The 25,873-nt window shown below is 35.0% G+C and carries 19 protein-coding genes; 9 read left to right on the top strand and 10 right to left on the bottom strand.

Going from position 1 to position 25,873, the window contains the following annotated elements:
* Nucleotides 1-163 precede the first annotated feature (163 nt).
* Nucleotides 164-1,387 (top strand): cation:proton antiporter, encoded by a 1,224-nt coding sequence (locus tag AB3G39_RS07460; RefSeq protein ID WP_369764701.1) that lies wholly within the window; start codon nt 164-166, stop codon nt 1,385-1,387.
* A gap of 37 nt (nt 1,388-1,424) precedes the next feature.
* On the opposite strand, the gene AB3G39_RS07455 is transcribed toward AB3G39_RS07460, so the two are convergent.
* The gene (locus AB3G39_RS07455; RefSeq protein WP_369764700.1) at nt 1,425-2,552 is read right to left on the bottom strand and encodes a cysteine desulfurase family protein; all 1,128 of its coding nucleotides are present in this window, start codon (nt 2,550-2,552) and stop codon (nt 1,425-1,427) included.
* Between the two features lie 86 nt (nt 2,553-2,638).
* Here AB3G39_RS07455 and AB3G39_RS07450 point away from each other — a divergent pair, with 86 nt between their 5' ends.
* The gene (locus AB3G39_RS07450; protein ID WP_367771099.1) at nt 2,639-3,598 is read left to right on the top strand and encodes a hypothetical protein; all 960 of its coding nucleotides are present in this window, start codon (nt 2,639-2,641) and stop codon (nt 3,596-3,598) included.
* An 86-nt stretch (nt 3,599-3,684) separates the two neighbouring features.
* Here AB3G39_RS07450 and AB3G39_RS07445 read toward each other — a convergent pair whose 3' ends face one another.
* The 3 genes from AB3G39_RS07445 to AB3G39_RS07435 all read right to left on the bottom strand — a co-directional run bounded on the left by AB3G39_RS07445 (nt 3,685) and on the right by AB3G39_RS07435 (nt 5,354).
* Entirely contained in the window at nt 3,685-4,236 is a 552-nt protein-coding gene (locus AB3G39_RS07445; protein WP_367754267.1) for a Smr/MutS family protein, read from the bottom strand.
* The gene (locus AB3G39_RS07440; protein WP_367771101.1) at nt 4,229-4,411 is read right to left on the bottom strand and encodes a hypothetical protein; all 183 of its coding nucleotides are present in this window, start codon (nt 4,409-4,411) and stop codon (nt 4,229-4,231) included. Before AB3G39_RS07440 ends, AB3G39_RS07445 begins: the two co-directional genes overlap by 8 nt.
* A gap of 235 nt (nt 4,412-4,646) precedes the next feature.
* Complete coding sequence (locus AB3G39_RS07435; RefSeq protein WP_367771104.1) at nt 4,647-5,354, bottom strand: DUF1003 domain-containing protein; 708 nt, start codon at nt 5,352-5,354, stop codon at nt 4,647-4,649.
* Nucleotides 5,355-5,665: 311 nt separating this feature from the next.
* Between AB3G39_RS07435 and epsC the strand changes: the two genes are divergently transcribed.
* From epsC to AB3G39_RS07410, 5 genes are all read left to right on the top strand, one after another.
* Nucleotides 5,666-6,457: a serine O-acetyltransferase EpsC gene (gene epsC, locus AB3G39_RS07430; RefSeq protein WP_367771106.1), complete on the top strand. Its 792-nt coding sequence runs from the start codon at nt 5,666-5,668 to the stop codon at nt 6,455-6,457.
* A gap of 1 nt (nt 6,458) precedes the next feature.
* On the top strand, nt 6,459-7,346 hold the full coding sequence (cysM, locus tag AB3G39_RS07425) for a cysteine synthase CysM (RefSeq protein ID WP_369764699.1): 888 nt from the start codon (nt 6,459-6,461) through the stop codon (nt 7,344-7,346).
* Nucleotides 7,347-7,355: 9 nt separating this feature from the next.
* Nucleotides 7,356-7,805 carry a GNAT family N-acetyltransferase gene (locus tag AB3G39_RS07420; RefSeq protein ID WP_367771111.1) on the top strand — a complete coding sequence of 150 codons (450 nt, stop codon included), beginning with the start codon at nt 7,356-7,358 and terminating at the stop codon, nt 7,803-7,805.
* A 109-nt stretch (nt 7,806-7,914) separates the two neighbouring features.
* Nucleotides 7,915-8,556: an SGNH/GDSL hydrolase family protein gene (locus AB3G39_RS07415; protein ID WP_369752249.1), complete on the top strand. Its 642-nt coding sequence runs from the start codon at nt 7,915-7,917 to the stop codon at nt 8,554-8,556.
* 23 nt (nt 8,557-8,579) lie between these two features.
* A complete protein-coding gene (locus AB3G39_RS07410; protein ID WP_367771117.1) occupies nt 8,580-9,566 on the top strand; it encodes an aldo/keto reductase in 987 nt (328 codons plus the stop codon).
* 74 nt (nt 9,567-9,640) lie between these two features.
* On the opposite strand, the gene AB3G39_RS07405 is transcribed toward AB3G39_RS07410, so the two are convergent.
* From AB3G39_RS07405 to AB3G39_RS07390, 4 genes are all read right to left on the bottom strand, one after another.
* Complete coding sequence (locus AB3G39_RS07405) at nt 9,641-10,051, bottom strand: OsmC family peroxiredoxin (RefSeq protein ID WP_369764698.1); 411 nt, start codon at nt 10,049-10,051, stop codon at nt 9,641-9,643.
* A gap of 174 nt (nt 10,052-10,225) precedes the next feature.
* Nucleotides 10,226-18,202, bottom strand: a complete 7,977-nt coding sequence (locus tag AB3G39_RS07400) for a YDG domain-containing protein (protein ID WP_369764697.1) — start codon at nt 18,200-18,202, stop codon at nt 10,226-10,228.
* Nucleotides 18,203-18,670: 468 nt separating this feature from the next.
* Nucleotides 18,671-19,714 carry a sensor histidine kinase gene (locus AB3G39_RS07395; RefSeq protein ID WP_367771125.1) on the bottom strand — a complete coding sequence of 348 codons (1,044 nt, stop codon included), beginning with the start codon at nt 19,712-19,714 and terminating at the stop codon, nt 18,671-18,673.
* Between the two features lie 145 nt (nt 19,715-19,859).
* The gene (locus AB3G39_RS07390; protein WP_369764696.1) at nt 19,860-21,707 is read right to left on the bottom strand and encodes a CocE/NonD family hydrolase; all 1,848 of its coding nucleotides are present in this window, start codon (nt 21,705-21,707) and stop codon (nt 19,860-19,862) included.
* Between the two features lie 228 nt (nt 21,708-21,935).
* Here AB3G39_RS07390 and AB3G39_RS07385 point away from each other — a divergent pair, with 228 nt between their 5' ends.
* Together AB3G39_RS07385 and AB3G39_RS07380 are read left to right on the top strand one after the other, a co-directional pair.
* The gene (locus AB3G39_RS07385) at nt 21,936-23,465 is read left to right on the top strand and encodes a carboxypeptidase-like regulatory domain-containing protein (protein WP_369764695.1); all 1,530 of its coding nucleotides are present in this window, start codon (nt 21,936-21,938) and stop codon (nt 23,463-23,465) included.
* Nucleotides 23,466-23,560: 95 nt separating this feature from the next.
* Nucleotides 23,561-24,094 (top strand): MepB family protein, encoded by a 534-nt coding sequence (locus AB3G39_RS07380; RefSeq protein ID WP_369764694.1) that lies wholly within the window; start codon nt 23,561-23,563, stop codon nt 24,092-24,094.
* A gap of 27 nt (nt 24,095-24,121) precedes the next feature.
* Here AB3G39_RS07380 and AB3G39_RS07375 read toward each other — a convergent pair whose 3' ends face one another.
* Together AB3G39_RS07375 and AB3G39_RS07370 are read right to left on the bottom strand one after the other, a co-directional pair.
* Complete coding sequence (locus AB3G39_RS07375; RefSeq protein ID WP_369764693.1) at nt 24,122-24,916, bottom strand: polysaccharide deacetylase family protein; 795 nt, start codon at nt 24,914-24,916, stop codon at nt 24,122-24,124.
* Nucleotides 24,917-25,256: 340 nt separating this feature from the next.
* Nucleotides 25,257-25,850 carry a DedA family protein gene (locus AB3G39_RS07370; RefSeq protein WP_369769787.1) on the bottom strand — a complete coding sequence of 198 codons (594 nt, stop codon included), beginning with the start codon at nt 25,848-25,850 and terminating at the stop codon, nt 25,257-25,259.
* Between the last annotated feature and the right edge of the window lie 23 nt (nt 25,851-25,873).

Raw genomic sequence — 25,873 nt, 5'->3', positions numbered from 1 at the left:
AGCCACTTTACTTACAGTTGGTTATGATATAAAAACAATAATAAATTGTGTTTTTATTGTTAGAAATCAAAAATATTTATGTTTTAACAACCAAAAGTACTATATTACACCGTGTACTAGCCCTATTTTACATTAGTACCTATTCAAAAACAATTTATTTTATATGACCATTATAATTTCACTTTGTCTGTTGTTGCTAGTAGCCTATTTATTTGACCTAACTGCCTCATTGACTAAAATACCTTCAGTAATCTTATTACTCCTTTTGGGTTGGGTAGTGCGAGAAGCAACTTTTCTATTCAGTATAGAAGTTCCAGACCTAACTTCAACTTTACCTATATTAGGGACTATTGGACTTATCCTTATTGTATTAGAAGGCTCATTAGAGCTTGAGCTTAATAAATCTAAGATAGGACTTATTAAAAAATCCTCTTTAGGAGCGTTTCTTCCTTTGATTGTGCTGGCTTTTTCACTTGCTTATTTATTGTATTATTATGGCGGTTATTCTTTTAAAGATAGTCTTACTAATGCAATTCCTTTTTGCGTTATAAGCAGCGCTATTGCTATTCCAAGTGTTCGGAATTTATCCAGCAGCCAAAAAGAATTTATCATCTATGAAAGTAGTTTGTCTGATATATTTGGGGTAGTTTTTTTTAATTTCATCGCTTTCAACACTAGTTTTGGCATAGAGACATTTGGTTATTTTTGTCTGGAAATTTTGTTTATAATCGTGATTTCTTTTGTAGCAACCATACTACTTTCTTTTTTATTGAATAAAATCGATCATCATATTAAATTTGTTCCAATCGTTTTACTGATTATTTTGATCTATGAAATTTCAAAAATATTCCATTTACCAGCACTTATTTTTATCTTGGTGTTTGGTTTGTCAATTGGAAATTTAGATGAATTAAGGCATTACAAATGGACACGTCAATTCAAACTTGACCTTCTAAACAAAGAGGTTTCGAAGTTTAAAGAATTAATAATTGAAGCTACATTTTTAGTTAGAGCCTTATTCTTTCTCTTATTTGGTTATTTAATTAAAACGGCTGAAATTATAAATACCGATACCCTAATATGGGCAATAGGAATTGTTGTTATTCTTTTTATTCTACGATTTATTCAGCTTAAATTATCTAAAATGCCTTTATTCCCCTTGCTTTTTGTAGCACCAAGAGGTTTAATTACCATTTTACTATTTCTTTCTATTACTCCAGAGCACACTATCGTTTTAGTCAATAAGTCATTAATTATTCAAGTTATCTTACTGACTGCTTTTATTATGATGTTAGGATTAATGATAACTGCTAAACAAAGAGAAACCATTTTAGAGGAAAGAAGGAAAGCAAAGGCAAAAGCACTAAAAGAAACAGAAAAAATTTAAATTATTTTATAAAAAAATCCGCTAAGCGGATTTTTTTTTATTTCATACTTTTCAAACCAGCAATTAATAAATCGACATCTTCCAAAGAATTATAATGACTGAAAGAAATACGTAAACTCGGTTTTTTCAAATCTTCATCAGAAAGTATTTCTGCCAATACATGTGATGGCCTTATACTACCACTTTGACAAGCACTTCCTCGAGAAACAGCAATCCCTTTCATATCTAAATGAAACAAAATCATTGCCGTCTTATCAGCCGAAAAAGGCAATAAAACATTTAATATATTATAAAAATCATCTGAATTACCATTAATTTTAAAACCCGGAAATTCCTTTTCTAATTGCTCAATTAGATAGAATTTCAATGCAGAAATATGTTTTTTCTCCTCTTCTAAATTAGAATAAGAAAGGTCCAACGCTTTAGCCATTCCAGCAATTTGGTGCACCGCTTCTGTACCCGGACGTAGTCCTTTTTCCTGTTCTCCACCATAAAACAAAGGTTGGAGTCCTGAATTTTTTCTAACAAAAGCAAATCCAACCCCTTTAGGACCATGAAACTTATGAGCGCTTGCTACTAAAAAGTCAATTGACAATTCCTGTAAATCAAAGTTTGTTTTCCCAATAGACTGCACCGTATCGGAGTGAAATAACACATTATGCTCCTTACATATAACCGAAACTCTTTTAAGGTCTAGAACAGTCCCCGTTTCATTATTAACATGCATCAAGCTCACTAACGTCTTACTATCTTGCGCTAACAAATCCGTTAAATCTGTTAAATCGATTGCACCATTGGGTTTAACCCTTACATAATCAACTTGAATATTATATTCTCGTTGTAACGCCATAATAGTATGCAAAACAGCATGATGCTCTATTTTACTTGTGATAATACGCTTTACTTTTAAATCTTTAACGGCTGAACGCAGGATCCAATTATTAGCTTCTGTCCCGCAGGAAGTAAAAATAATTTCTTGTGCTGTTGCATTGATATGCTTAGCAATCGATTTTCTGGAAAGTTCCAAAATATTTTTGGCATTGCGACCAAAACTGTGCGTAGACGAAGGGTTTCCGTAATCTTGAGCCATGATTTGAGCCATTTCTTGAATGACTTCAGTTCTAATAGCTGTTGTTGATGCGTTATCGAGATATACTTTTTTCATTGCTGCAAAGTTATGAAATATCAATTGTCTATTATCCAATATCAATTATCATTTTTTTCGCTATTTTTGCAGAAATAAATTTTTCAATGAAAAAAGTTCTAAGCCTATTGGTTTTTGCATTTGTATTAAATGGCTGTGATGACGGTAATTTAACGCAAGAAGATATTAATTTTGAAACTGCTACAATGCAAAGTTGTAGTACAAATAATATTATTTACAAGTTAAAAGACAAAGAAGCACTGCTAGTTGAGATTCCAGCAGCTTCATTCACAACGGAGCCGTCATTGACCGATACCCCAACAGTTCTTGACATTAGCACTACTAATCGAGTGGTATATCGTTTTTATGGTGGTACAGTATCTGCTGATAATATTTGCGAGACAATACCACCTGCAACGCCTATCGTAACGGATCAATGGAATGCAACTGACGGTAAAATACAAATATTTACTACAGCAGTTAAAACAACAAACACTACTACTAATAGTACTAGAATTACTGGATACAATCATAATATTGTTTTCAAGAACATCACTTTTGCAAAAAATAGCGGCACCCAAGTTTATGAAACATTCCCTTTTGGTGATTATGTAACTACTGCGACAACACTCCCTTTTCTTTTTGATCAAACTGTAGAAAAATGTTCTGCTTCTAATCAAATATATAACTACACCAGTAGTGAGGCTTTAATGTTAACAATAGACCCCAATTTAATTGTTAATGAAGTAACACCATTAAATACACCTCGAACTGGAATTATTGGAACTACAACAAATGTTCTTACGTACCGTTTATTTTCAGGACTACTTACCCCAGCTTATTTTTGTAATACAACCACACCAACTACTCCAGCTTTAAGCCAAGAATGGACAGGTGTAGAGGGTGTAGCAGGAACAAGCGGTATTGTAGAAGTGACTACAACGACGAATGGCCCTGGAAGTTTCAAGCATACAATTGTCCTTAAAAAGGTCACTTTAAAGAAAGGAAATAATGATTTTTTATTGGGTGATAATTTCATTTACGGAGACTTATTAACCACTAATTAATCCCCCATTATTTTCCGAAATTAGGAACAAAAAAAGGTCCCGTTTGCAATTGCAAACGGGACCTTTTTTCATAAAAATCAAATCCTTTATTTACTGTTTTGTTTTATAAAAACCTCCGTTGCTCCTTGTCCGTATTTTTGATAATTACCTTCTTGAAAAGCAATATTATCATAGCGTCCCAATAAAAAATCCAACTCTGCTTTTAGAACTCCTTCACCAACACCATGAATAAAAACTATTTTCGGAATGCGATTTCTAATCGCAAATTCGATATGCCTTTTAGCTGTTTCTGATTGTAAAGTTAGAATATCATAATTTGACATTCCGCGTTTATTAGGAACTAATTTTTCAATGTGTAAATCAAACTCAGGAGCCGAAATTTCGTTCTTATCTTTGCGTTCTTTTACAAAACTCCTTGCTTTTGGGATTGCTTTTTCCTTAGCAATTTCATCTACATTGATTCTTTTAATAGAATCCATTAAGTTACTGGAATTGTTTACTTTAATCAACTCGTTGACAAAAAATGTCATCATAAATCCATCCTCAGTTTCAATAGTAATCTCTTTTTCTTTGGTTGAAACAACAACTCCGTTTATTGCTTCATCAAGTACTGAAACTTTATCTCCTTTATTAAACATCTTTATCTTCTTTTTCTTGATTTTTACTCGGCGTTTTAGCACTCAATTGCATCATCCCAAACATAAAAACAACTATTGCAACAACAGTGATATAAACATTTTTCTCAGCACTTACCTGCTCAAAAAAAGCTACCAGTATAGCAATAATCATTATTGGAATTATTAATTTTTTCATATTTTAAATTTCAGATAACAAAAGTAAGAAATAAAAAAAGAGCACTCCTTTTAATAAAAAACTTTCTTTATGCTTAAAAAATAACAACTATAAAAAGTAACAGTTTTAAACCAAAAACAACAGTTAGAAAAGGACCACTATTTCCAACAAATTTAAAGCTATTTTTCTCGCTTTTTATTCTATAAAATTGTGCCTATTTTTTCAATTTGGAGTTTGTGAAAACAAGATTTTTATTTTAAATTTCTTTTGAAATTCTACTTAAAATATCATTCATCATCTCAATTTGAATTTTCTGAATTTCTATTAATTCTTCTTGTTGATGCCGAATTAAATGATCTAACTTTTCATGTAGCATTCTTATTTCTAATTCAGATTTTAAATTAATCATATAATCTTTTCTTGCTCGGTCTCGGTCTTTTTCTTCCTGACGATTTTGACTCATCATAATTACCGGAGCTTGAAGTGCAGCAAGACAAGATAAAATTAAATTCAATAAAATGAATGGATAAGGATCAAACCCTTTATTCAAGAGAATATAAATATTAGCCAAAATCCAAAGCACAATAAATATCCCGAATAAAATAATAAATCGCCAACTACCTCCAAAATCGGCTACTTTATCAGCTACAATTTGCCCAACGGTTCGAACTTCAATTTCATCTTCCACCTTACTTACTACAGAGTCGTAACCATCCAGTTCTCCAATAACTTTAGATTCGATTTTTGACAACTCCCCTATTTCATTTGACAAATAATTGGAGATGTATTTTTCTCTATATAAATTAAGCTCTTTTATTGATAAAAACTGATCGCTTTTGAAATTAGGAAAATCTGCTTTCATTAATTCCAAAATTGGATTCCGAATTAATTTTCCAGAAACTTTATCCGTCAATGGAAATTCTTTTTTGGAAAGATCACTTATAAAAGTATTAATTGGTTTCATTGTAGCGTTTTTTACTAGGCTAATTTACATATTAAAAAAACACTTTGATATTAAAATAATTATCAGCCCATCAATTCACTTTTATTAAAAAAAAGCACCTGCTTTTGTTAGACTGTGCTACATCTTACAACATAATCCAAAATAGTTCAATATATTTGTTTCGTTTTTATTTAAGGAAACCGTTTCGTTATGAACTACAAACAAATCATTTTTCTTTATAACATTCCAATTTCATCAAAATGGAGTTGTTGTTGCTGTTTCTAAATAAACAACTTTTAACCCATTCTATTAACAATTCACCCCCCATAATCATGACAAAAGATCTGATTATTAATACTATTGCCTCATTAAAGAGTCATTTTTCCATTAATTATGGAATCAAAACAAAAACAGAAACTTTTACTGAAAAGCTGTTTTATACCTTATTTGATAAAAATGCTCCATTGAGCGAAAGCATTGATGAACTTGAAAAGTTATTTAAAGACATTTCAGCAATTGCTTGTAAAAAGCCCCATGCCTTATGCGACTCCATGTGGGATAAATACCTGGAAAAATTACCGTCAGTACTTGAAAAACTAAATCAAGATGCAGCTTACATTTTAGAAAATGACCCTGCCTCAAATAGTATTGAAGAAGTGTACCTCGCTTATCCTGGATTTTACGCCATTGCCATCTATCGTTTAAGCCACGAATTATATGCTTTGGACCTATTGCTGTTTTCTCGATTAATGAGTGAATACGCGCATCGTATTACAGGAACAGACATACATGCAGGTGCAAGTATCGAATCTCCTTTTTTTATTGACCACGCTACCGGAATTGTAATTGGAGAAACAGCAGTTATCGAAAAGAATGTAAAAATATATCAAGGAGTAACTTTGGGCGCACTGAGCGTAAGCAAAGACATGAAAAATGCCAAAAGACATCCTACTGTAGAGAAAAATGTATGCATTTATGCTAATGCAACTATTCTTGGAGGAGAAACCATCGTAGGAAAAGGAAGTATTATTGGAGGAAACACTTGGGTGACCAAATCAATTCCAGCCCAATCAATAGTTACAAATACAACAACAACCGAAGTAAAAGTAAAAGAGTTAAGATAGTATGGAGCCAAAAAAATTATTAGATCTAATTGGGAACACTCCATTAGTAGAAACGGTTAATTTGATCAAGAATAAAAATGTAAAACTCTTATTAAAACTGGAAGGGAATAACCCTGGAGGCAGTGTAAAAGATAGAGCCGCTTACAACATGATTGCAGCAGCTTTAGAAAGAGGTGATATAAAAAAAGGCGATAAACTGATTGAAGCTACTAGCGGAAACACTGGAATCGCTTTAGCCATGATTGCACAGTTATTCAATATAGAAATAGAACTTGTCCTTCCAGAAGATTCAACCAAAGAACGAACACAAACCATGCGTGCTTATGGCGCAACCGTAATTCTTACATCAGCCAAAGAAGGGATTTTAGGCTCTAGAGATTATGCGGATAAAAAAGTGGCTGAAGGTGGTTATATTATGCTCAATCAGTTTGCTAATGAAGACAACTGGAAAGCCCATTACAAAACAACTGGTCCTGAGATTTGGAATGACACTAACGGTACCGTAACCCATTTTGTTTCGGCAATGGGAACTACCGGAACTATTATGGGAACTTCTACTTATTTAAAAGAAAAAAACTCAGATATTCAAATTATTGGAGCGCAACCCAGTGATGGCTCCCAAATTCCTGGAATTAGAAAATGGCCGCTAGAATATTTACCAAAGATTTTTGATGCCTCAAAAGTGGATAGGATTGTAGAAGTGAGTGAACAAGAAGCTAGAGAAATGACTAAAAAATTAGCTCTGGAAGAAGGTGTTTTTGCTGGAATGAGTAGTGGTGGTTCAGTTGCTACTGCCATAAAAATAGCCGAAGAACTAGAATCAGGCGTTATCGTAGCTATTATTTGCGACCGTGGTGATCGTTATTTATCTTCTGATTTATTTGATTAAACATTTCATATGATTAAAATAATTAGAACCACTCCAGAAAACATAGATTTTATCAGCTTGATAAATAAACTTGATAGAGACATCAAACTAAGGGATGGGGACGAACACACTTTCTTTGCACAGTTTAATAAAACGGATAGTATCAAGAATGCGATTGTGGTTTATGATGAGTTACAAGCGGTAGGTTGTGGTGCTTTTAAATTCTATGAAGAAGGTGTTGCCGAAATAAAAAGAATGTATGTAAATCCAGAAGCTCGTGGCAAAGGAATTGCTTCTAAAGTTTTAACCGAATTAGAATTTTGGGCAAAAGAAGAAAACTACACCAGTTGCATCCTTGAAACTGGTAAAAAATATCCAGAAGCTATTGCACTTTATAAAAAAAATGGATTTGTTGTAATCCCTAATTATGGTCAATATGAAGATATAGAAGACAGCATTTGTTTTCAAAAAACACTTTAAATACATTATTGTTACTTATAAAAGTCACTGCTTATTTTCAATTAACGAATCGGAATTTTTAATGAAAGCATATCGTTTATTTTTCGGATTATTTCTTTCATCATTTCTTATGGGACAAAAACTGCAGGCACAAGACTGGCCAAATTTAAATAAATATCAAAAAGATAACCTTCGTTTACAAAACGAACCTACTACTTCGAATAGCGTCGTTTTCATGGGCGATTCTATAACCGAGTTTTGGAGCAATGTAGCGCCACAATATTTTCAAACTCATAATTACATCAATCGTGGAATTAGTGGTCAAACAACGCCACAAATGCTGATTCGTTTTAGAGCTGATGTTATTGCTTTAAAACCTACCATTGTAGTTATTCTTGCGGGTGTAAATGATATCGCTGAAAATACTGGACCTGCAACCTTAGAAATGATTACAAATAATATTTTTTCTATGATTGAGTTGGCGAAAGCCCACAATATTAAAGTGATTCTTTGTTCTGTTTTACCTGCTTTTGATTTTCCTTGGAACCCCAATCAAAACCCAGCTACTAAAATCATGGCTTTAAACAACTTATTAATAAATTATGCCGACGTTAATGCCATTACTTTTGTTGATTACTATTCGGCAATGGTTGATGACCGCAACGGACTACCCTTAATTTATTCAGCAGATGGCGTCCATCCAAACAAAACTGGATATGAAGTAATGGCTCGATTAGTACAACAAGCCATTCAATTGAACTCGACTAAATAACTTGATCTAAAAATTGCAACAAAATGAAATATAGAACACTAGGAAAAACTAATTTTGAAATCTCCGAAATAGCACTTGGAACATGGCAAGTTGGAGGAAAATGGGGTTCCCCTTTTAATGATAAAACAGCTGACGAATTAATAAATACAGCAATAGACAATGGTGTAAACTTTATTGATACCGCAGATGTTTATGAAAATGGATTAAGTGAAACTGCAGTAGGTAGAGTGGTTCGTTCGCGTTCAGAACGAATTTATGTAGCTACAAAATGTGGTCGCCAAATTAATCCTCATACAAGCGAAGGATATCAACCTAAAGTGCTTCAAAAATTTGTAGAAGACAGTTTAAAAAGAACAGGGTTGGAAACATTGGACCTTATTCAATTGCATTGTCCTCCAAATCCAGTTTACTATCGTCCTGAGATTTTTGAAATGTTTGATCGGTTAAAAGACCAAGGTAAAATTTTAAACCTTGGAGTTAGTGTCGAAAAAGTGGAAGAAGCCATAAAAGCAATTGAATATCCCAACGTAAATACCGTTCAGATTATTTTTAATCTTTTCCGTCAGCGTCCTTCGGAGCTTTTTTTCAAAGAAGCCAAAAAGAAAGATATAGGAATCATTGCAAGAGTTCCTTTAGCTAGCGGACTCCTTACTGGACTTTTCAATTCAGAAACCAAATTTGAATCACAAGATCATAGAAATTTTAATCGAAATGGGGAAGCTTTTGACAAAGGAGAAACGTTTGCTGGCATCAATTACGAATTGGGTTTAAAAGCCGTTGAAGCATTAAAAGCATTATTCCCAAACACAACAAACTTAGCGCCCATCGCTTTGCAATGGATTTTGAGTTTTAATGAAATTAGTTGTATTATTCCAGGCGCTTCTAAAGTAAGTCATGTGGAATCCAACTTATCTGTTTATGATTTACCCGAGTTAACACCCGAAAAAATCAAGGCTATGAATGAAATTTATGAGCAATATATTAAACCCGAAGTACATCAGGTTTGGTAAATACATCAATTCTAATTTTATAAAAAAAAGGTCTCAATTATAATTGAGACCTTTTTTTGTACTTATTCTATTTCTTAAACCAAATTGGCTTCTGATACAATTTCTGCATTCAACAATTTAGAAATCGGACAATTTTTCTCTGCCTTAGTGACTAACTCTTGAAATTTTTCATTCGAAATTCCAGCTATTTTAGCTGCAACAGTTAAATGGGAACTTAGTATTGTTCCCTCAACCAAATTAATAATACATTTGGTCTCAATACTTTCTATTTCAAAACCTTCTTCGGTAACATAAGCAGAAAGTTGCATAGTAAAACAGCCTGAATGTGCTGCTGCTACTAATTCTTCAGGATTAGTCCCTACGCCTTCTTCAAAACGAGATTTAAATGAATATTGTGTATTTTCTAATGTTTTACTTTGCGTTGTTAATACACCAGCTCCCTCTTTAAGAGATCCTTTCCAAATAGCGGTTGCATTTCTTTTCATAATTTTAACTTTTTAGTTCTCTCAAATTTAGCTTTTTAAAATGTAAGAATTTTGATTATTATATTATTTAACGAAAATTTAAAATATGTTTACTATTTGTAATTAAATCTAAAAAAACCAGCCCAAATTAAATTGGGCTGGTTTTCTCTAAGTTCATAGTATCACCCAATTATTTTATTTTTTAATTACATTAATTGCTTTTTGATTACTTCCTTGTCTAATTAACAATAGATATTCCCCAGAAGGCAATTCTTCTCCTAATAAAATATTTTGAGCATTTGGTTTTTCTATTTTTTTAATCATTCTTGCAAGCATATCATAAACAAACACTTCTACTTTTTCATCATTACTACCTTGAATTGCTATCGTAAATTGGTGATTCGATGGATTAGGATACGCTTTTACATCAAATTCAGCTAAATCAATTATTTCTTGTTTCCCTATTACAAGAGGTCTATGTGCAATAGGTGCTTCACATTTCGCATTACAAGGTCCTAAGAAATCTCCATGTGCTAAATGTGCCGCTACTGCCGATTCATCTACACAAATTTCATTACAACTATTATTAGTTTTGTGGCAAATTTTAACTTTTGCATTACCACTTTTTCCAGCAAAACAACGAACATCTTCAGCCCAAACTTGAGTTGTTGTTATAAAACTACAACCAAATCGATCAGTAATTGTTGCTGTTATAATCGCGTCTTTCATTAATTTTACAGTTAATGCATAAGTACCTGTTGAAATAACAGTTGAAGTTACAGATGGAATACCTGTAGCACTACAAATGTTATTCATATTTAAACTTGAATTAGTTTTTGTTGCTTCTCCAGTAAAAGTTTCATTTCCTCCATTCACATTACATTCCATAGGTCGATTCAACTCATATTTAATGGTGTATGGACCAGTTCCCCCTGCTGGCAATGTAGTGATTGTTGCAATTTGATCTGTTGATAAACCAAAATACAATTGTTTATTATTTATAGATGTCGTAGCACTTAAAGAACTAGTAATGTTTACCTTAAAACTACAACTAGCAGAGTTCCCACTAGTATCTGTAGCTGTCCAAGTAACTATCGTCTCTCCCTTATTAAAAACTACTCCATCAAGGCTATTACCACTACCTATAGTAACTCCAGTAAGTTGATAAGTTACACTACTTAACGCATAATTATCTGTTGCAGTTGCATTCCAAACTGTTCCTTGTTTAGTATAAGTACATAAATTACTATTTACTTCAAGTTCCATATTCGATATGCAACTAATTATTGGTTTTTGAGTATCTGTTATGATTCCTGTTGTATTATTAATATAATTAATACTGTAGTTTAAACCGCCGTTGCCGTCACTAATTGTCAAGCCTGAAGCAGTCATTACTTTATTTGTACCTACATTTTTGTTATCATAAACTTGTAGTGGTATTGTAATAATTACATCTGGAGAAATAATTCCTGATATCGTAGGAACCGCTAATGAGCTAGTATAACCATCGTATTCTTTAGTGTCAGTTATTGCTGTGACTGTAACCTCTTTTTTACTAATATTTGCTATAGTTGTATTCAAAGAAATTAAATTGTAGTTATCCTTAGCAGGACCTGAAAGTGTAGCCCCAATTAAAGTCACTGTCTTATCTGTTCCAACATGTTTTGTATCAAAAGTACCTGAACCTCCCTCTAAACTCACATTTGTAAGATCTGTTGTCAGTACTCCAATCAATGAGCGACTAGTAACAGTAGCAGTATTATTCCCATCATAAATTTTATTACTGGCAGTGAATGAACCTTCCAAAGCTTTTGTAGTAATTACAAATGATGCTGTGTTATAAGTAATGTCATAATTACTTAATACTGAAGCTGGATTTAAAACAGCACTAATTATATATGGACTGCCTAAAACAGTTTCACCCGCAGTTCTACTGTATGAAGCCGTAACTACATCTGAAGAAAGAAACCCAACTAAATTACCGCTCAATATAGGATCTATCGAACCGTAAACTTTAGTATTTACTATTGGTGAAACACTCGCAACTTTTCGCAAAATCGTAAATGCTTCACTGTCTGAACTTGACCCGTGATTTGCATCTCCTGCATAAGTATAACTTGCTGAAGCGGTATTCACTCCTGCATCAATGTTATTGGTATAATTCGCAGTTGGAGTTAAACTCAATCCTCCTGCTCCTGTTACGGTAACCGAAGCCGGCTCAATTGCCGAACCGGTATAAGTAAATGGTGCGCCTGTGATTGTAACTGTGGTTACCGAAGCGGCTTTACCTATTGTAAAGGTTTTGTTGTCTGAACTTGACTCGTGATTTGCATCTCCTGCATAAGTATAACTTGCTGAAGCGGTATTCACTCCTGCATCAATGTTAGTTGCATAATTCGCAGTTGGAGTTAAACTCAATCCTCCTGCTCCTGTTACGGTAACCGAAGCTGGCTCAATTGCCGAACCGGTATAAGTAAATGGTGCGCCTGTGATTGTAACTGTGGTTACCGAAGCGGCTTTACCTATTGTAAAGGTTTTATTGTCTGAACTTGACTCGTGATTTGCATCTCCTGCATAAGTATAACTTGCTGAAGCGGTATTCACTCCTGCATCAATGTTAGTTGCATAATTCGCAGTTGGAGTTAAACTCAATCCTCCTGCTCCTGTTACGGTAACCGAAGCCGGCTCAATTGCCGAACTGGTATAAGTAAATGGTGCGCCTGTGATTGTAACTGTGGTTACAGAAGCGGCTTTACCAATTGTAAAGGTTTTGCTGTCTGAACTTGACTCGTGATTTGCATCTCCTGCATAAGTATAACTTGCTGAAGCGGTATTCACTCCTGCATCAATGTTAGTTGCATAATTCGCAGTTGGAGTTAAACTCAATCCTCCTGCTCCGGTTACGGTAACCGAAGCTGGCTCAATTGCCGAACCGGTATAAGTAAATGGTGCGCCTGTGATTGTAACTGTGGTTACAGAAGCGGCTTTACCAATTGTAAAGGTTTTGCTGTCTGAACTTGACTCGTGATTTGCATCTCCTGCATAAGTATAACTTGCTGAAGCGGTATTCACTCCTGCATCAATGTTAGTTGCATAATTCGCAGTTGGAGTTAAACTCAATCCTCCTGCTCCGGTTACGGTAACCGAAGCTGGCTCAATTGCCGAACCGGTATAAGTAAATGGTGCGCCTGTGATTGTAACTGTGGTTACAGAAGCGGCTTTACCAATTGTAAAGGTTTTGCTGTCTGAACTTGACTCGTGATTTGCATCTCCTGCATAAGTATAACTTGCTGAAGCGGTATTCACTCCTGCATCAATGTTAGTTGCATAATTCGCAGTTGGAGTTAAACTCAATCCTCCTGCTCCGGTTACGGTAACCGAAGCTGGCTCAATTGCCGAACCGGTATAAGTAAATGGTGCGCCTGTGATTGTAACTGTGGTTACAGAAGCGGCTTTACCAATTGTAAAGGTTTTATTGTCTGAACTTGACTCGTGATTTGCATCTCCTGCATAAGTATAACTTGCTGAAGCGGTATTCACTCCTGCATCAATGTTAGTTGCATAATTCGCAGTTGGAGTTAAACTCAATCCTCCTGCTCCTGTTACGGTAACCGAAGCCGGCTCAATTGCCGAACTGGTATAAGTAAATGGTGCGCCTGTGATTGTAACTGTGGTTACAGAAGTGGCTTTACCAATTGTAAAGGTTTTGCTGTCTGAACTTGACTCGTGATTTGCATCTCCTGCATAAGTATAACTTGCTGAAGCGGTATTCACTCCTGCATCAATGTTAGTTGCATAATTCGCAGTTGGAGTTAAACTCAATCCTCCTGCTCCGGTTACGGTAACCGAAGCTGGCTCAATTGCCGAACCGGTATAAGTAAATGGTGCGCCTGTGATTGTAACTGTGGTTACAGAAGCGGCTTTACCTATTGTAAAGGTTTTGCTGTCTGAACTTGACTCGTGATTTGCATCTCCTGCATAAGTATAACTTGCTGAAGCGGTATTCACTCCTGCATCAATGTTAGTTGCATAATTCGCAGTTGGAGTTAAACTCAATCCTCCTGCTCCTGTTACGGTAACCGAAGCCGGCTCAATTGCCGAACCGGTATAAGTAAATGGTGCGCCTGTGATTGTAACTGTGGTTACAGAAGCGGCTTTACCTATTGTAAAGGTTTTATTGTCTGAACTTGACTCGTGATTTGCATCTCCTGCATAAGTATAACTTGCTGAAGCGGTATTCACTCCTGCATCAATGTTAGTTGCATAATTCGCAGTTGGAGTTAAACTCAATCCTCCTGCTCCGGTTACGGTAACCGAAGCCGGCTCAATTGCCGAACTGGTATAAGTAAATGGTGCGCCTGTGATCGTAACTGTGGTTACCGAAGCGGCTTTACCTATTGTAAAGGTTTTATTGTCTGAACTTGACTCGTGATTTGCATCTCCTGCATAAGTATAACTTGCTGAAGCGGTATTCACTCCTGCATCAATGTTAGTTGCATAATTCGCAGTTGGAGTTAAACTCAATCCTCCTGCTCCGGTTACGGTAACCGAAGCCGGCTCAATTGCCGAACCGGTATAAGTAAATGGTGCGCCTGTGATTGTAACTGTGGTTACCGAAGCGGCTTTACCAATTGTAAAGGTTTTGCTGTCTGAACTTGACTCGTGATTTGCATCTCCTGCATAAGTATAACTTGCTGAAGCGGTATTCACTCCTGCATCAATGTTAGTTGCATAATTCGCAGTTGGAGTTAAACTCAATCCTCCTGCTCCTGTTACGGTAACCGAAGCTGGCTCAATTGCCGAACCGGTATAAGTAAATGGTGCGCCTGTGATTGTAACTGTGGTTACCGAAGCGGCTTTACCTATTGTAAAGGTTTTATTGTCTGAACTTGACTCGTGATTTGCATCTCCTGCATAAGTATAACTTGCTGAAGCGGTATTCACTCCTGCATCAATGTTAGTTGCATAATTCGCAGTTGGAGTTAAACTCAATCCTCCTGCTCCTGTTACGGTAACCGAAGCCGGCTCAATTGCCGAACTGGTATAAGTAAATGGTGCGCCTGTGATTGTAACTGTGGTTACAGAAGCGGCTTTACCAATTGTAAAGGTTTTGCTGTCTGAACTTGACTCGTGATTTGCATCTCCTGCATAAGTATAACTTGCTGAAGCGGTATTCACTCCTGCATCAATGTTAGTTGCATAATTCGCAGTTGGAGTTAAACTCAATCCTCCTGCTCCGGTTACGGTAACCGAAGCTGGCTCAATTGCCGAACCGGTATAAGTAAATGGTGCGCCTGTGATTGTAACTGTGGTTACAGAAGCGGCTTTACCAATTGTAAAGGTTTTGCTGTCTGAACTTGACTCGTGATTTGCATCTCCTGCATAAGTATAACTTGCTGAAGCGGTATTCACTCCTGCATCAATGTTAGTTGCATAATTCGCAGTTGGAGTTAAACTCAATCCTCCTGCTCCGGTTACGGTAACCGAAGCTGGCTCAATTGCCGAACCGGTATAAGTAAATGGTGCGCCTGTGATTGTAACTGTGGTTACAGAAGCGGCTTTACCAATTGTAAAGGTTTTGCTGTCTGAACTTGACTCGTGATTTGCATCTCCTGCATAAGTATAACTTGCTGAAGCGGTATTCACTCCTGCATCAATGTTAGTTGCATAATTCGCAGTTGGAGTTAAACTCAATCCTCCTGCTCCGGTTACGGTAACCGAAGCTGGCTCAATTGCCGAACCGGTATAAGTAAATGGTGCGCCTGTGATTGTAACTGTGGTTACAGAAGCGGCTTTACCAATTGTAAAGGTTTTATTGTCTGAACTTGACTCGTGATTTGCATCTCCTGCATAAGTATAACTTGCTGAAGCGGTATTCACTCCTGCATCAATGTTAGTTGCATAATTCGCAGTTGGAGTTAAACTCAATCCTCCTGCTCCTGTTACGGTAACCGAAGCCGGCTCAATTGCCGAACTGGTATAAGTAAATGGTGCGCCTGTGATTGTAACTGTGGTTACAGAAGTGGCTTTACCAATTGTAAAGGTTTTGCTGTCTGAACTTGACTCGTGATTTGCATCTCCTGCATAAGTATAACTTGCTGAAGCGGTATTCACTCCTGCATCAATGTTAGTTGCATAATTCGCAGTTGGAGTTAAACTCAATCCTCCTGCTCCTGTTACGGTAACCGAAGCCGGCTCAATTGCCGAACCGGTATAAGTAAATGGTGTGCCTGTGATTGTAACTGTGGTTACAGAAGCGGCTTTACCTATTGTAAAGGTTTTATTGTCTGAACTTGACTCGTGATTTGCATCTCCTGCATAAGTATAACTTGCTGAAGCGGTATTCACTCCTGCATCAATGTTAGTTGCATAATTCGCAGTTGGAGTTAAACTCAATCCTCCTGCTCCTGTTACGGTAACCGAAGCCGGCTCAATTGCCGAACTGGTATAAGTAAATGGTGCGCCTGTGATTGTAACTGTGGTTACAGAAGCGGCTTTACCAATTGTAAAGGTTTTGCTGTCTGAACTTGACTCGTGATTTGCATCTCCTGCATAAGTATAACTTGCTGAAGCGGTATTCACTCCTGCATCAATGTTAGTTGCATAATTCGCAGTTGGAGTTAAACTCAATCCTCCTGCTCCGGTTACGGTAACCGAAGCTGGCTCAATTGCCGAACCGGTATAAGTAAATGGTGCGCCTGTGATTGTAACTGTGGTTACAGAAGCGGCTTTACCTATTGTAAAGGTTTTGCTGTCTGAACTTGACTCGTGATTTGCATCTCCTGCATAAGTATAACTTGCTGAAGCGGTATTCACTCCTGCATCAATGTTAGTTGCATAATTCGCAGTTGGAGTTAAACTCAATCCTCCTGCTCCTGTTACGGTAACCGAAGCCGGCTCAATTGCCGAACCGGTATAAGTAAATGGTGCGCCTGTGATTGTAACTGTGGTTACCGAAGCGGCTTTACCAATAACAAAATTACCCGCAGACAAACCTGTTAAACTATTATAGTTTGCTGAATCGGTAGGCATGAAGCTAGCCGTAACTGCATATGTACTTGCATTGGTTTGAGTAGCCACTCCTCCAGTAAGGATACTATTGACATTTCCTGGAACAGAACTACTTGATACTGAAACTGTAGCCGATTTCCCTGTTCCATCATATGTAAGTGGAGAATTATTTACTGCTAGAGTTGCTGTTGGGGTAGCTTTGCTTATTGAAAAAGCAGTAGCAAGAGAACTAGCAGAATTGTAATTCCCATTTGCTCCAACTGTTGCAATCACCGTGTAATTTCCAGCATTTGTTGGTTGTATTGAACTTTGTGGATATGTAGTTGGACTTACCCCAACATAACTGTAGGTATAACTTGTTCCTGTTCCTGTATTAGTTGCCGAATTTGGCCCCTGAGGAGAACCATTATACACATAAGATCCTACTATTGGAGTAACGGTTGGAGTTATTTTTCCGCCCACAACCAAAGTCGCGGTTGTCGTTCTAGTGTTGACAGGATTATTATCGTCAGAACCAGATATATTTAAGGTGTAGGAGCCCGTGGGCGTAGCTACCGTTGTAGTAACTGTCAAGGTTGCATCTGAAGACCCATTTGGGCTTACAACAGATGGTGCAGTGGCACCTGTTGGAAGACCACTTGTTACACTATAAGTGACTTTAGGTTTTCCTCCATTATTTACTAATCCTGCAGTCATTAAAAATGAAACGCTACCAGCAGTTCCAGAGGTAAGAGAACCTGTTTGAGCTCCAGCTGATATTGATGATAAAGTTTGTTGAGCATCTGTAAACGTCCACTCTGCATGTAGTAAAGATGTCGCTCCATCCGCAGTCAAAAGTAAAGTGGCTCCAAGAGCATCACCTTGCGCAACTGTGGGTACATACCATGAGGAAGTAAACGAACCTAAACCATCTGCGACAACTGTCCAAGGCTGATGATACTGTGGATCTGTTCCTGCAGGTTCTTCACCTGCATGCTCCACTAATAGTGTAACAGTTTCACCAGCCTGAAATCCAGAACCAGTAATAATAGCTGTTGATCCTGGTGTATAATCAAGCAGATCAGTTGATACTGTCTGTGAATAAACCCCACTAGCAAAAAATAAATTGGTAATTAAAAAAACAAAAATCAAAAATCTGGAATTGCGTAGAAATGTTTTCATATTTATTGAATTTAAATAATAAAATAACGAACAATAAAAACTTAACTGTAGGATGGTGTTGAATCTATAGAAAGGGGGCTTTCTAATTGGTATATCAAAAACGCTCTTAGATAAAAAAGGCTTTTTTAAGGTTAAAAAAAGCGTGGCTCAATTATCTGTATTTCTTTAACTTAAATACTAATTTAAAGTATTTTAAAAATAGAATTACCTTTTTTTTTAATGTTTCCGATTAAAGTGTTAAAAAAAACTATAAACGACACAATAAACTGATTACAAATGAATTAAAAATAGTACAAAACAAAAATAAAACGAATTTATTATGAATTTTTCATGAAAAAATTTACCACAAAACAAAATCCGCAATAAAATTGAATTTTATTACGGATTCTTAAATACACAGACTAAATAGTGTTAAACTTCTAGATTGTAGTTTTAAAGTAACTATTAAATGTGCAAAGATTTAAACTATTAAAAAATAATAGTAAAAGTGGCGCCTTTGTTCTGGCCTTCACTAGTAGCTGTAAGTTGTCCATGATTTTTTTCTATTATATTTCGACACAAATACAACCCAATTCCAGTAGAGCCTTCATTTGAAGTTCCTAACTTGCTCATTTTTGTGAATTTTTTAAATAATTCACCAATTTGATTTTGGTTGAAACCAATTCCTCTATCGGCAATACTAATTATCAATTTTGCATTTTCTGAATAGACCTTTAAATTAACCTCGCTTTTAGAATAAGAAAATTTTATAGCATTATCGATTAAATTCACTAAAACCCGAATTAATAACTCCTCTTCAATTAAAAGTGTGGTTTCTTGAATATCAATTGACACAATTAATTTTATCTTTTTTATGTCTAACAACTGTTTCACTTGGGTTTCAACAGCAGCAATCAGAGGTTTAAAAAGTATCGTTTTTGAATCCGGACTTGTTTTTAAAACGGCATCTTGTTCTTTAAGTAATTTTAAAAAATTCTCAATATACATGAATTGTTGATTGGAAGATTGATAAATCAACTCCGCCAATTCTTTTATTTCTTCAGTAGGATTTGCATCTAATATCAACCTTGCCAATAATTGAGGTTGTCCTGCGAAGTTTTTTAAATCATGAGACAATAAGTAAACTAAGTCTTGCTTTTCAACAATGAATTTTTCGTGTTCCATAATCGTCTCCTGAATATTACGCATTAGAAAACCGGCTTCATCAAAATAAATAATGGGCAATTCTGGCACTTCTCTTTCTTTCTTATAATTTCTCAAAGCTCTTGAAGCCACTTCTATAGGTTTTATTAATTGTTTCAAGATAATTAGTGTAATACCAGAAGCCAATAAAGTCATTAAAAGCGCAAAAAACAAAATGGTATTTGGAGAGATGGAGAAATTTCCATATAAAACGAAAAACAACAATCCTATTAATGGAATATGAATGCCAATAAAAGCAACAAAAAGAAATTTAAAAGCATAACTTCTACTAAGAAAACTAATTTGAGATAATTTTTTATAAAAATACATGAATTTACTTATTTTAAAAAAATACGTAAAAAACCGTTCCTTGGTTTTAAAGTTTACAATAAATTTAAAAATCCCTTTTAGGTGTAAACAAAAAAACCCAATCCTAACTTTAAGGATTGGGTTTCTCATTAAATTCTTGTTTCTATTATTTTAGAACCGAAAATATAATCTTAGAATCATCATACACGCGTTGTGTTTGTTTTTTAAAATCTTCTGGTTTGGCATAAAAGATATTGTCAACATAGGTTTGCGGATTCAAATCAATAAAAGGAAACCAAGTACTTTGAATTTGAATTTGAATTTTGTGTCCTTTCTTGAACGTATGCATTATATCTTGTAATTTGATTTTCACCGCTGTTTTTTCATTAGCTACAAAAGGTTCTGGATGGATAAAGCTATTTCTAAAACGGCCACGCATTACTTCACTTCGCACCATCATATGGTAATTGCTCATTTTTAAATATGGAGCTACCTCAGGTGTTTCCGGTTCATCATTAGGGAACACATCAATTACTTTTACAATCCAATCGGAATCGGTTCCAGATGTGGACACTTGTAATTGTGCCAATATAGCCCCTGCTAGGGTTGTTTCCTCCGTTAATTTTTCTGTTTCAAATACTAAAACATCAGGACGTCTCGCTGCAAAACGCTGATCATCGGTCATGTATTTTCTTGGCGTTATCCCTTTTTGATAGATATCTTCGGTAAAAGGAACTGGTTTTTTTGGATCGCTGATAAATTCTTGAAATCCACCATCATTTTGTGGTACGGTCGATAACTTATTTTGAGTCAAATAATACGTTTCTTTTACTGCATTTTTTGGTGGCCAAACATCATAGGTTTTCCAATCTTTCACCCCTGTGTCAAAAACATAGGCTTCTGGTAATTTGTTTTCGCCCTTCCCATTGTCTTTTAAAAAGTGACGAAAAAAGTTGGCTTCAATATTTTTTTGAAAAAAACCAGAAATACTATCCCCAAATTTTATATTTCCAATCACTGCAGCAGGTGTATTTCTAGCCCAATCGCCATGACTCCACGGCCCCATAACAATCGTATTGTAATTTTTACTGCTTTTTTCGATAGCCTGATACGTATTCAAAGGACCGTACAAATCTTCAGCATCAAACCAACCTCCAACAATCATAACTGCAGGCTTGATGTCTTTTAAATGTTGTAAAATACCTCGTTTTTGCCAAAAATCATCATAGCTACTGTGGTCTTTTAGCTGTTGCCAAAATTCATTGTCTTTCCCATAAAATTTATCTAGGTTAGTCAAGGGACCCTGATCTAGAAAAAACTGATAATCATCTTTGGTTCCCATATCTGGAAATTGATACCAAGCTTTGCTCGTTTTCTCTGATTTTTGAATTCCAAACAAAGGAGTTGCTTTCCAATAGCTCAATAAATAAGCTCCATTGTGATGAAAATCATCAAAAAAGAAATCACTAATACAAGCCTGAGGCGAAACTGCTTTCAAGGCAGGATGGTTACTCAACAACGAATACGTAGAATAAAATCCAGGGTACGAAATTCCCCAAACTCCTACATTTCCATTATTATTGCCCACGTTTTTCACCAGCCAGTCAATCGTATCATAAGTATCTGATGCTTCGTCTACTTGGGTTTTCCCTTTTTTGTTAGGAATATAAGCGCGCATGTTATCATACAAACCGTCACTCATCCAGCGCCCACGCACATCTTGATACACAACAATATAACCTTCCTTCATCATGGTATCACTAGGGCCAATGCTCTTTTTAAACTGTGTTTCTCCATAAGGCGCACAACTGTAAGGCGTGCGCTGCATAATGATTGGGTATTTTTTAGAATGGTCTTTTGGCGTATAAATGGCAGTAAATAAAGTTACACCATCACGCATTTTAATACTTACTTCCTTTTTAGTGTAGTATTCTCCTACTGTACTTGGCGTTAGGTCTTGGGCAAAAACGCCAGTAGTAATTGCGAAAAATGCAATAAATAATAGTTTTTTCATGTAAACAATAGCTAATTATAGAACGGTAAAGATATTTAGAATAATAGTATAATAAAACATCCAATGATAGAATTTTGATATATCATTAAAATTAGGTCTTGTGATTCTAGTTTTTTTAGTGTCAATTTACTAATGATTAAATAAAACCTAAATTCTTTTCTATTTATGCTATCTGTTAGTAACAAAACTAAGGTAACATCGTCTTATTTATAAAGCAACATAACCTATATGAAACCAAACTTCTTTACTACTTTGTTCACGTTGCTTATGATTCAACTAGGATTTGCCCAAAATATAAAAGGAAAAATAATCGATTCTACAACTGGGGAAACCATTCCCTATGCTAACATAAAAGTAAATGAATCTGAAAACTTGGTTTCAAATGCCGAAGGTTTTTTTACACTATCTGAAAACAACAGCAAGGACGAAACCCTACTTACGGTTTCCTATTTGGGTTTTGTCAATAGAGAGTTGACTGTTGAGCAGCTAAAAAGGCTTGATTATACCATTAAATTAGATCCAGGCGTTTTTGAACTGAATGATGTGACTGTATCCAATGTAAAACCAAATCCCTATGAAATTATGGCTAATGTTCAAGCAAACTTAGCTCGTAATTATGAAACTGGAGAAACAGGGTCAAAAGAAATGCTTTTTTATAGAAGTTCTAATAATTTTAAACCCTCATTAATTGATGTTGAAATTAATAAATCGACAGGATTTACAAAACAAGCTTTAAACAAAGTCAATACTGACTTAAAGGCTTTTTCTAAACAATTAATTTCACATCCCCCGCAGGAATTCACTGATATCCTATGTAATTATTATTCGGTTAAAACCAAAAAAGGAGACAAGTTCCTTTTCAACTCAAAACTGAATATTCTAAAAGCCACCGTTTTAAAAAACGAAGGCCGTTCGAGTTCAGTAGATGATTTAGAAAAAACAGCCCTGAATATGATGTTACAACACTTAGACTCCACTAAATATTACCGCGCAAAAAGTGGCCTTTTTGGATCAAGAGATACGATTTCGTTACGTAAAGACTTCAATAAAAAGAAAAAAACAGGTGTTGACATAGAAATAAACAGCCAGTTAACGGCCACCAAAGCCAGTTTGAATTCCTTTCTGTCAGATGCAAATTTTCTAAATAGCAAAAAACTGGATTTTATTAAAAAAACAGACTTATATGACTATACCTATGAGGGCGAAACCTACACTAGTGAAAATGAATTCGCTTTTGTACTGAGTTTTAAACCTCGAAGAAGTAAAGCGAAATATTTGGGTAAGTTATATATTTCTGAATCAGATTATGCCATCCTGAGAACCGACTATATTTTAGACGAAGGAGAAAAATTGAATAATTTCAACATGAAGTTTCTATTAGGAATTAAGGCTTATGAAAATGTCAGCAAAGGAACGATAACCTACAAGAAAAAAGCGGAAGACGATAGTTATTATATGCAGTATGCCGCTATTGAAAAGGGAAATTACTTTTATTTAAATCGACCTTTGAAATTTATAGAACTAACCAGCAGTGAAAAAGATGTGCTAGCACTTGATATAAAAATTGAAGCAAATACAAGCAATAAAATAGAATTCTTAAATATGTCTCGTACTAAAACATCCCTAGCCACTTTTGAAAAAATTAAGGAAGCCGATTTTAAATTTACAACTATAAAATCATATGACCCTACCATCTGGAAAGACTATAATGCCATCGAACCTTTACAGGAAATGAAACAATTCAAAGCAATGAATTAAATTATTGATGGTTATTTCATTAAGCAAGCCTTGAATTCCTATCTATTAATTAAAGTGAGTTTAATTAACTCTGAAAAAAACATACTTTTCTACTTATGATTCTTGAAAACACCTCAACAGATACATATCCAAATCATTTAAAAACAATAAAAGAATTATTTTACAATAAATACGGACTTTCTATTACCCAACTTGTTATCAATTCAGAGAGTAAAGAATATGAAGCTTGTTCGTTTTTACTAAATGAAAAAAAAGTAGTCTACCGTCAAGCGAAAATTACTCCTACTAAGGCAGGACAATTTGTAACGGTGTGGAAAAGAAATGCATTGGGTATAACAGCTCCTTTTGATAGTAAGGATGTACTAGATTTTATAATTATAACTGTAAAAACAGCAACTCAATTAGGTCAATTTATTTTCCCGAAAGCAGTATTAGCAACAAAAGGAATTCTAACTCATAATGAGAAAGACGGAAAACGCGGGATAAGAGTTTATGCACCTTGGGACAGTGTGAGCAGCAAACAAGCGATACAAACCCAAGCATGGCAAACTGATTATTTCCTAGCGCTTGATGACAGTAACTCATTTGAAATAGTGAGAGCTAAGGCATTATTGGAACTGAAAAAATAGTGATACCCAAGGCGACCCCATTTGGCTTTATTGCTGTGCCTTAATATATTTAGCTACTTCAACCATAGGAGCAACCCAAATATCTTTTTTTCTTTTACTTAGGTATTGCAAGAACTTGCGGTGCTCTTCTAAATCAATATTTAATGCATGTTCCCCTCCAACTCCGTGAAATAGAAAAACAATAAAAGATTGCGCTTTTTCAGCAGCTTCAACTTGTGCGATCATTTGTGCTGCCGTAGTTCCAATCTGGACAAAGGCATTTACATTAGATAAATCAACCTCTTTTGCTGGAAGATAATTAGACTCAACCCCACGAGCGGCAACAAAATCATTCTTTAAAAAATCATAGTAAACTGTGTCGTTAACGGTAAGATCACCACAAGGATAGGCAAAAGTACGCTCCTCTTTTCCATCAATCGCTTTGAGTAAAGTATTTGTAGTTCGGACTTCGTTTACGGTTCTCGCTACAGAATACTTGGACAAATCATTTTCTGGAGTAACGAAACCCCTTCCTGGCAAAGTACCATCACAAGGGTGATTTAAAGAATGGTTTCCTAATTCATGCCCCTCTTTGGATGCAGCGCGCCATTCATCTATTCGATTAGCAACCACAGGTGAAGCACCTATCAGATAAAAGGTTCCTTTAAAATTAAATGAATCGAGCATAGGTATTACCTTGTCCAAATGAATATTTAAAGCGTCATCATAGGTCAATACAACCGCACATTTTTTACCATTCCATTTTCTAATTTCTTTTTGTGCTGTACCTGTAGTAATAGCTAAAAAAAACAATAAAAGTAGTAGCGTCTTTTTTAAATTCATATATGCAATTTTTAATAAAGAATAAGCATTTGAAATCCCTGTATTTATAACTTAATCAATACTTTACGCATTATTAAACACCTCGTTTTAAATAATTTTCATTAGTTTTATTTAGTGTTTTATAAAATAAAATTTGTATTAAAAGGATGTTTCTATCCAATTATAAAATGAAAGAAAGGGATTGTAAAAATAACATTTAATAAACCATTTTAGCAATATGAATTAATCAAAATATCACCTAAAATTGACCTATCAATACATTGATTTAAAACCAAAGAATAAAAACACTACACTAATTAAATTAATAACAACAAAATAAGTAATGTAACTAAAATACGACTTAGTCGTGTTTCTTCTTAAACTTAAAAAATAATACCACAGTAATACCAATCATAAAGAATACAAAAACTGAATGCCTTACTAGTTCGAGTTCTTTAAGCAGGTATTTCAAGCTGTTGTGAAATAGTATTCCAGCAGTGATATAAAGCGTTATAAAAATAAGGGTTCCAAATCCATTAACTAAAAAAAAAGTACGCCACTTAACACGAAAAAGTCCTGCGAAAATAGGGCTAAAAAATCTAATTTTAGGAATAAAACTCAATAGCAACAAGGTTCTTACACTGTGTTTTCCCATTCCGTCAATGTATTTCTTTTGCATCTTTTCTCCTATTTTATTTTTAAAGCGATTGATTAATTTGTTACCTGAAAAAGCCAACCAATAAAATAAATTATCAATAATAGTAAGCCCACAAAAAGCAGATAATCCTGCATAATACGGATTGATTAGATGTTGCTGCGCAATATAGCCTATGGATAACAAGGTAACTTCCTCTGGAATGGGAGTCAATTGATCTAGAAATAGAAACCAAATGAAAATACCAAAATAGCTTAGTGGATTATATGAAAAGATAAGGCTATACATATCCAATTTCATTAGTTATTCAAATTTACTAAATT

The organism is Flavobacterium sp. WC2416, assembly GCF_041200095.1.
GTDB lineage: Bacteria > Bacteroidota > Bacteroidia > Flavobacteriales > Flavobacteriaceae > Flavobacterium.
The sequence above is the reverse complement of the archived record's forward strand: the minus strand, read 5'-3'. Positions and strand labels throughout refer to the sequence as shown.

What these genes read in the sequence shown, in the direction of transcription:
- AB3G39_RS07395 (WP_367771125.1), bottom strand. Translation starts at nt 19,714, where the DNA reads ATGTATTTTTATAAAAAATTATCTCAAATTAGTTTTCTTAGTAGAAGT.
- AB3G39_RS07405 (WP_369764698.1), bottom strand. Translation starts at nt 10,051, where the DNA reads ATGAAAAGAAATGCAACCGCTATTTGGAAAGGATCTCTTAAAGAGGGA.
- AB3G39_RS07445 (WP_367754267.1), bottom strand. Translation starts at nt 4,236, where the DNA reads ATGTTTAATAAAGGAGATAAAGTTTCAGTACTTGATGAAGCAATAAAC.
- AB3G39_RS07435 (WP_367771104.1), bottom strand. Translation starts at nt 5,354, where the DNA reads ATGAAACCAATTAATACTTTTATAAGTGATCTTTCCAAAAAAGAATTT.
- AB3G39_RS07400 (WP_369764697.1), bottom strand. Translation starts at nt 18,202, where the DNA reads ATGAAAACATTTCTACGCAATTCCAGATTTTTGATTTTTGTTTTTTTA.
- epsC (WP_367771106.1), top strand. Translation starts at nt 5,666, where the DNA reads ATGACAAAAGATCTGATTATTAATACTATTGCCTCATTAAAGAGTCAT.
- AB3G39_RS07380 (WP_369764694.1), top strand. Translation starts at nt 23,561, where the DNA reads ATGATTCTTGAAAACACCTCAACAGATACATATCCAAATCATTTAAAA.
- AB3G39_RS07440 (WP_367771101.1), bottom strand. Translation starts at nt 4,411, where the DNA reads ATGAAAAAATTAATAATTCCAATAATGATTATTGCTATACTGGTAGCT.
- AB3G39_RS07420 (WP_367771111.1), top strand. Translation starts at nt 7,356, where the DNA reads ATGATTAAAATAATTAGAACCACTCCAGAAAACATAGATTTTATCAGC.
- AB3G39_RS07375 (WP_369764693.1), bottom strand. Translation starts at nt 24,916, where the DNA reads ATGAATTTAAAAAAGACGCTACTACTTTTATTGTTTTTTTTAGCTATT.
- AB3G39_RS07410 (WP_367771117.1), top strand. Translation starts at nt 8,580, where the DNA reads ATGAAATATAGAACACTAGGAAAAACTAATTTTGAAATCTCCGAAATA.
- AB3G39_RS07415 (WP_369752249.1), top strand. Translation starts at nt 7,915, where the DNA reads ATGGGACAAAAACTGCAGGCACAAGACTGGCCAAATTTAAATAAATAT.
- AB3G39_RS07390 (WP_369764696.1), bottom strand. Translation starts at nt 21,707, where the DNA reads ATGAAAAAACTATTATTTATTGCATTTTTCGCAATTACTACTGGCGTT.
- AB3G39_RS07460 (WP_369764701.1), top strand. Translation starts at nt 164, where the DNA reads ATGACCATTATAATTTCACTTTGTCTGTTGTTGCTAGTAGCCTATTTA.
- AB3G39_RS07370 (WP_369769787.1), bottom strand. Translation starts at nt 25,850, where the DNA reads ATGAAATTGGATATGTATAGCCTTATCTTTTCATATAATCCACTAAGC.
- AB3G39_RS07450 (WP_367771099.1), top strand. Translation starts at nt 2,639, where the DNA reads ATGAAAAAAGTTCTAAGCCTATTGGTTTTTGCATTTGTATTAAATGGC.
- AB3G39_RS07385 (WP_369764695.1), top strand. Translation starts at nt 21,936, where the DNA reads ATGAAACCAAACTTCTTTACTACTTTGTTCACGTTGCTTATGATTCAA.
- AB3G39_RS07455 (WP_369764700.1), bottom strand. Translation starts at nt 2,552, where the DNA reads ATGAAAAAAGTATATCTCGATAACGCATCAACAACAGCTATTAGAACT.
- cysM (WP_369764699.1), top strand. Translation starts at nt 6,459, where the DNA reads ATGGAGCCAAAAAAATTATTAGATCTAATTGGGAACACTCCATTAGTA.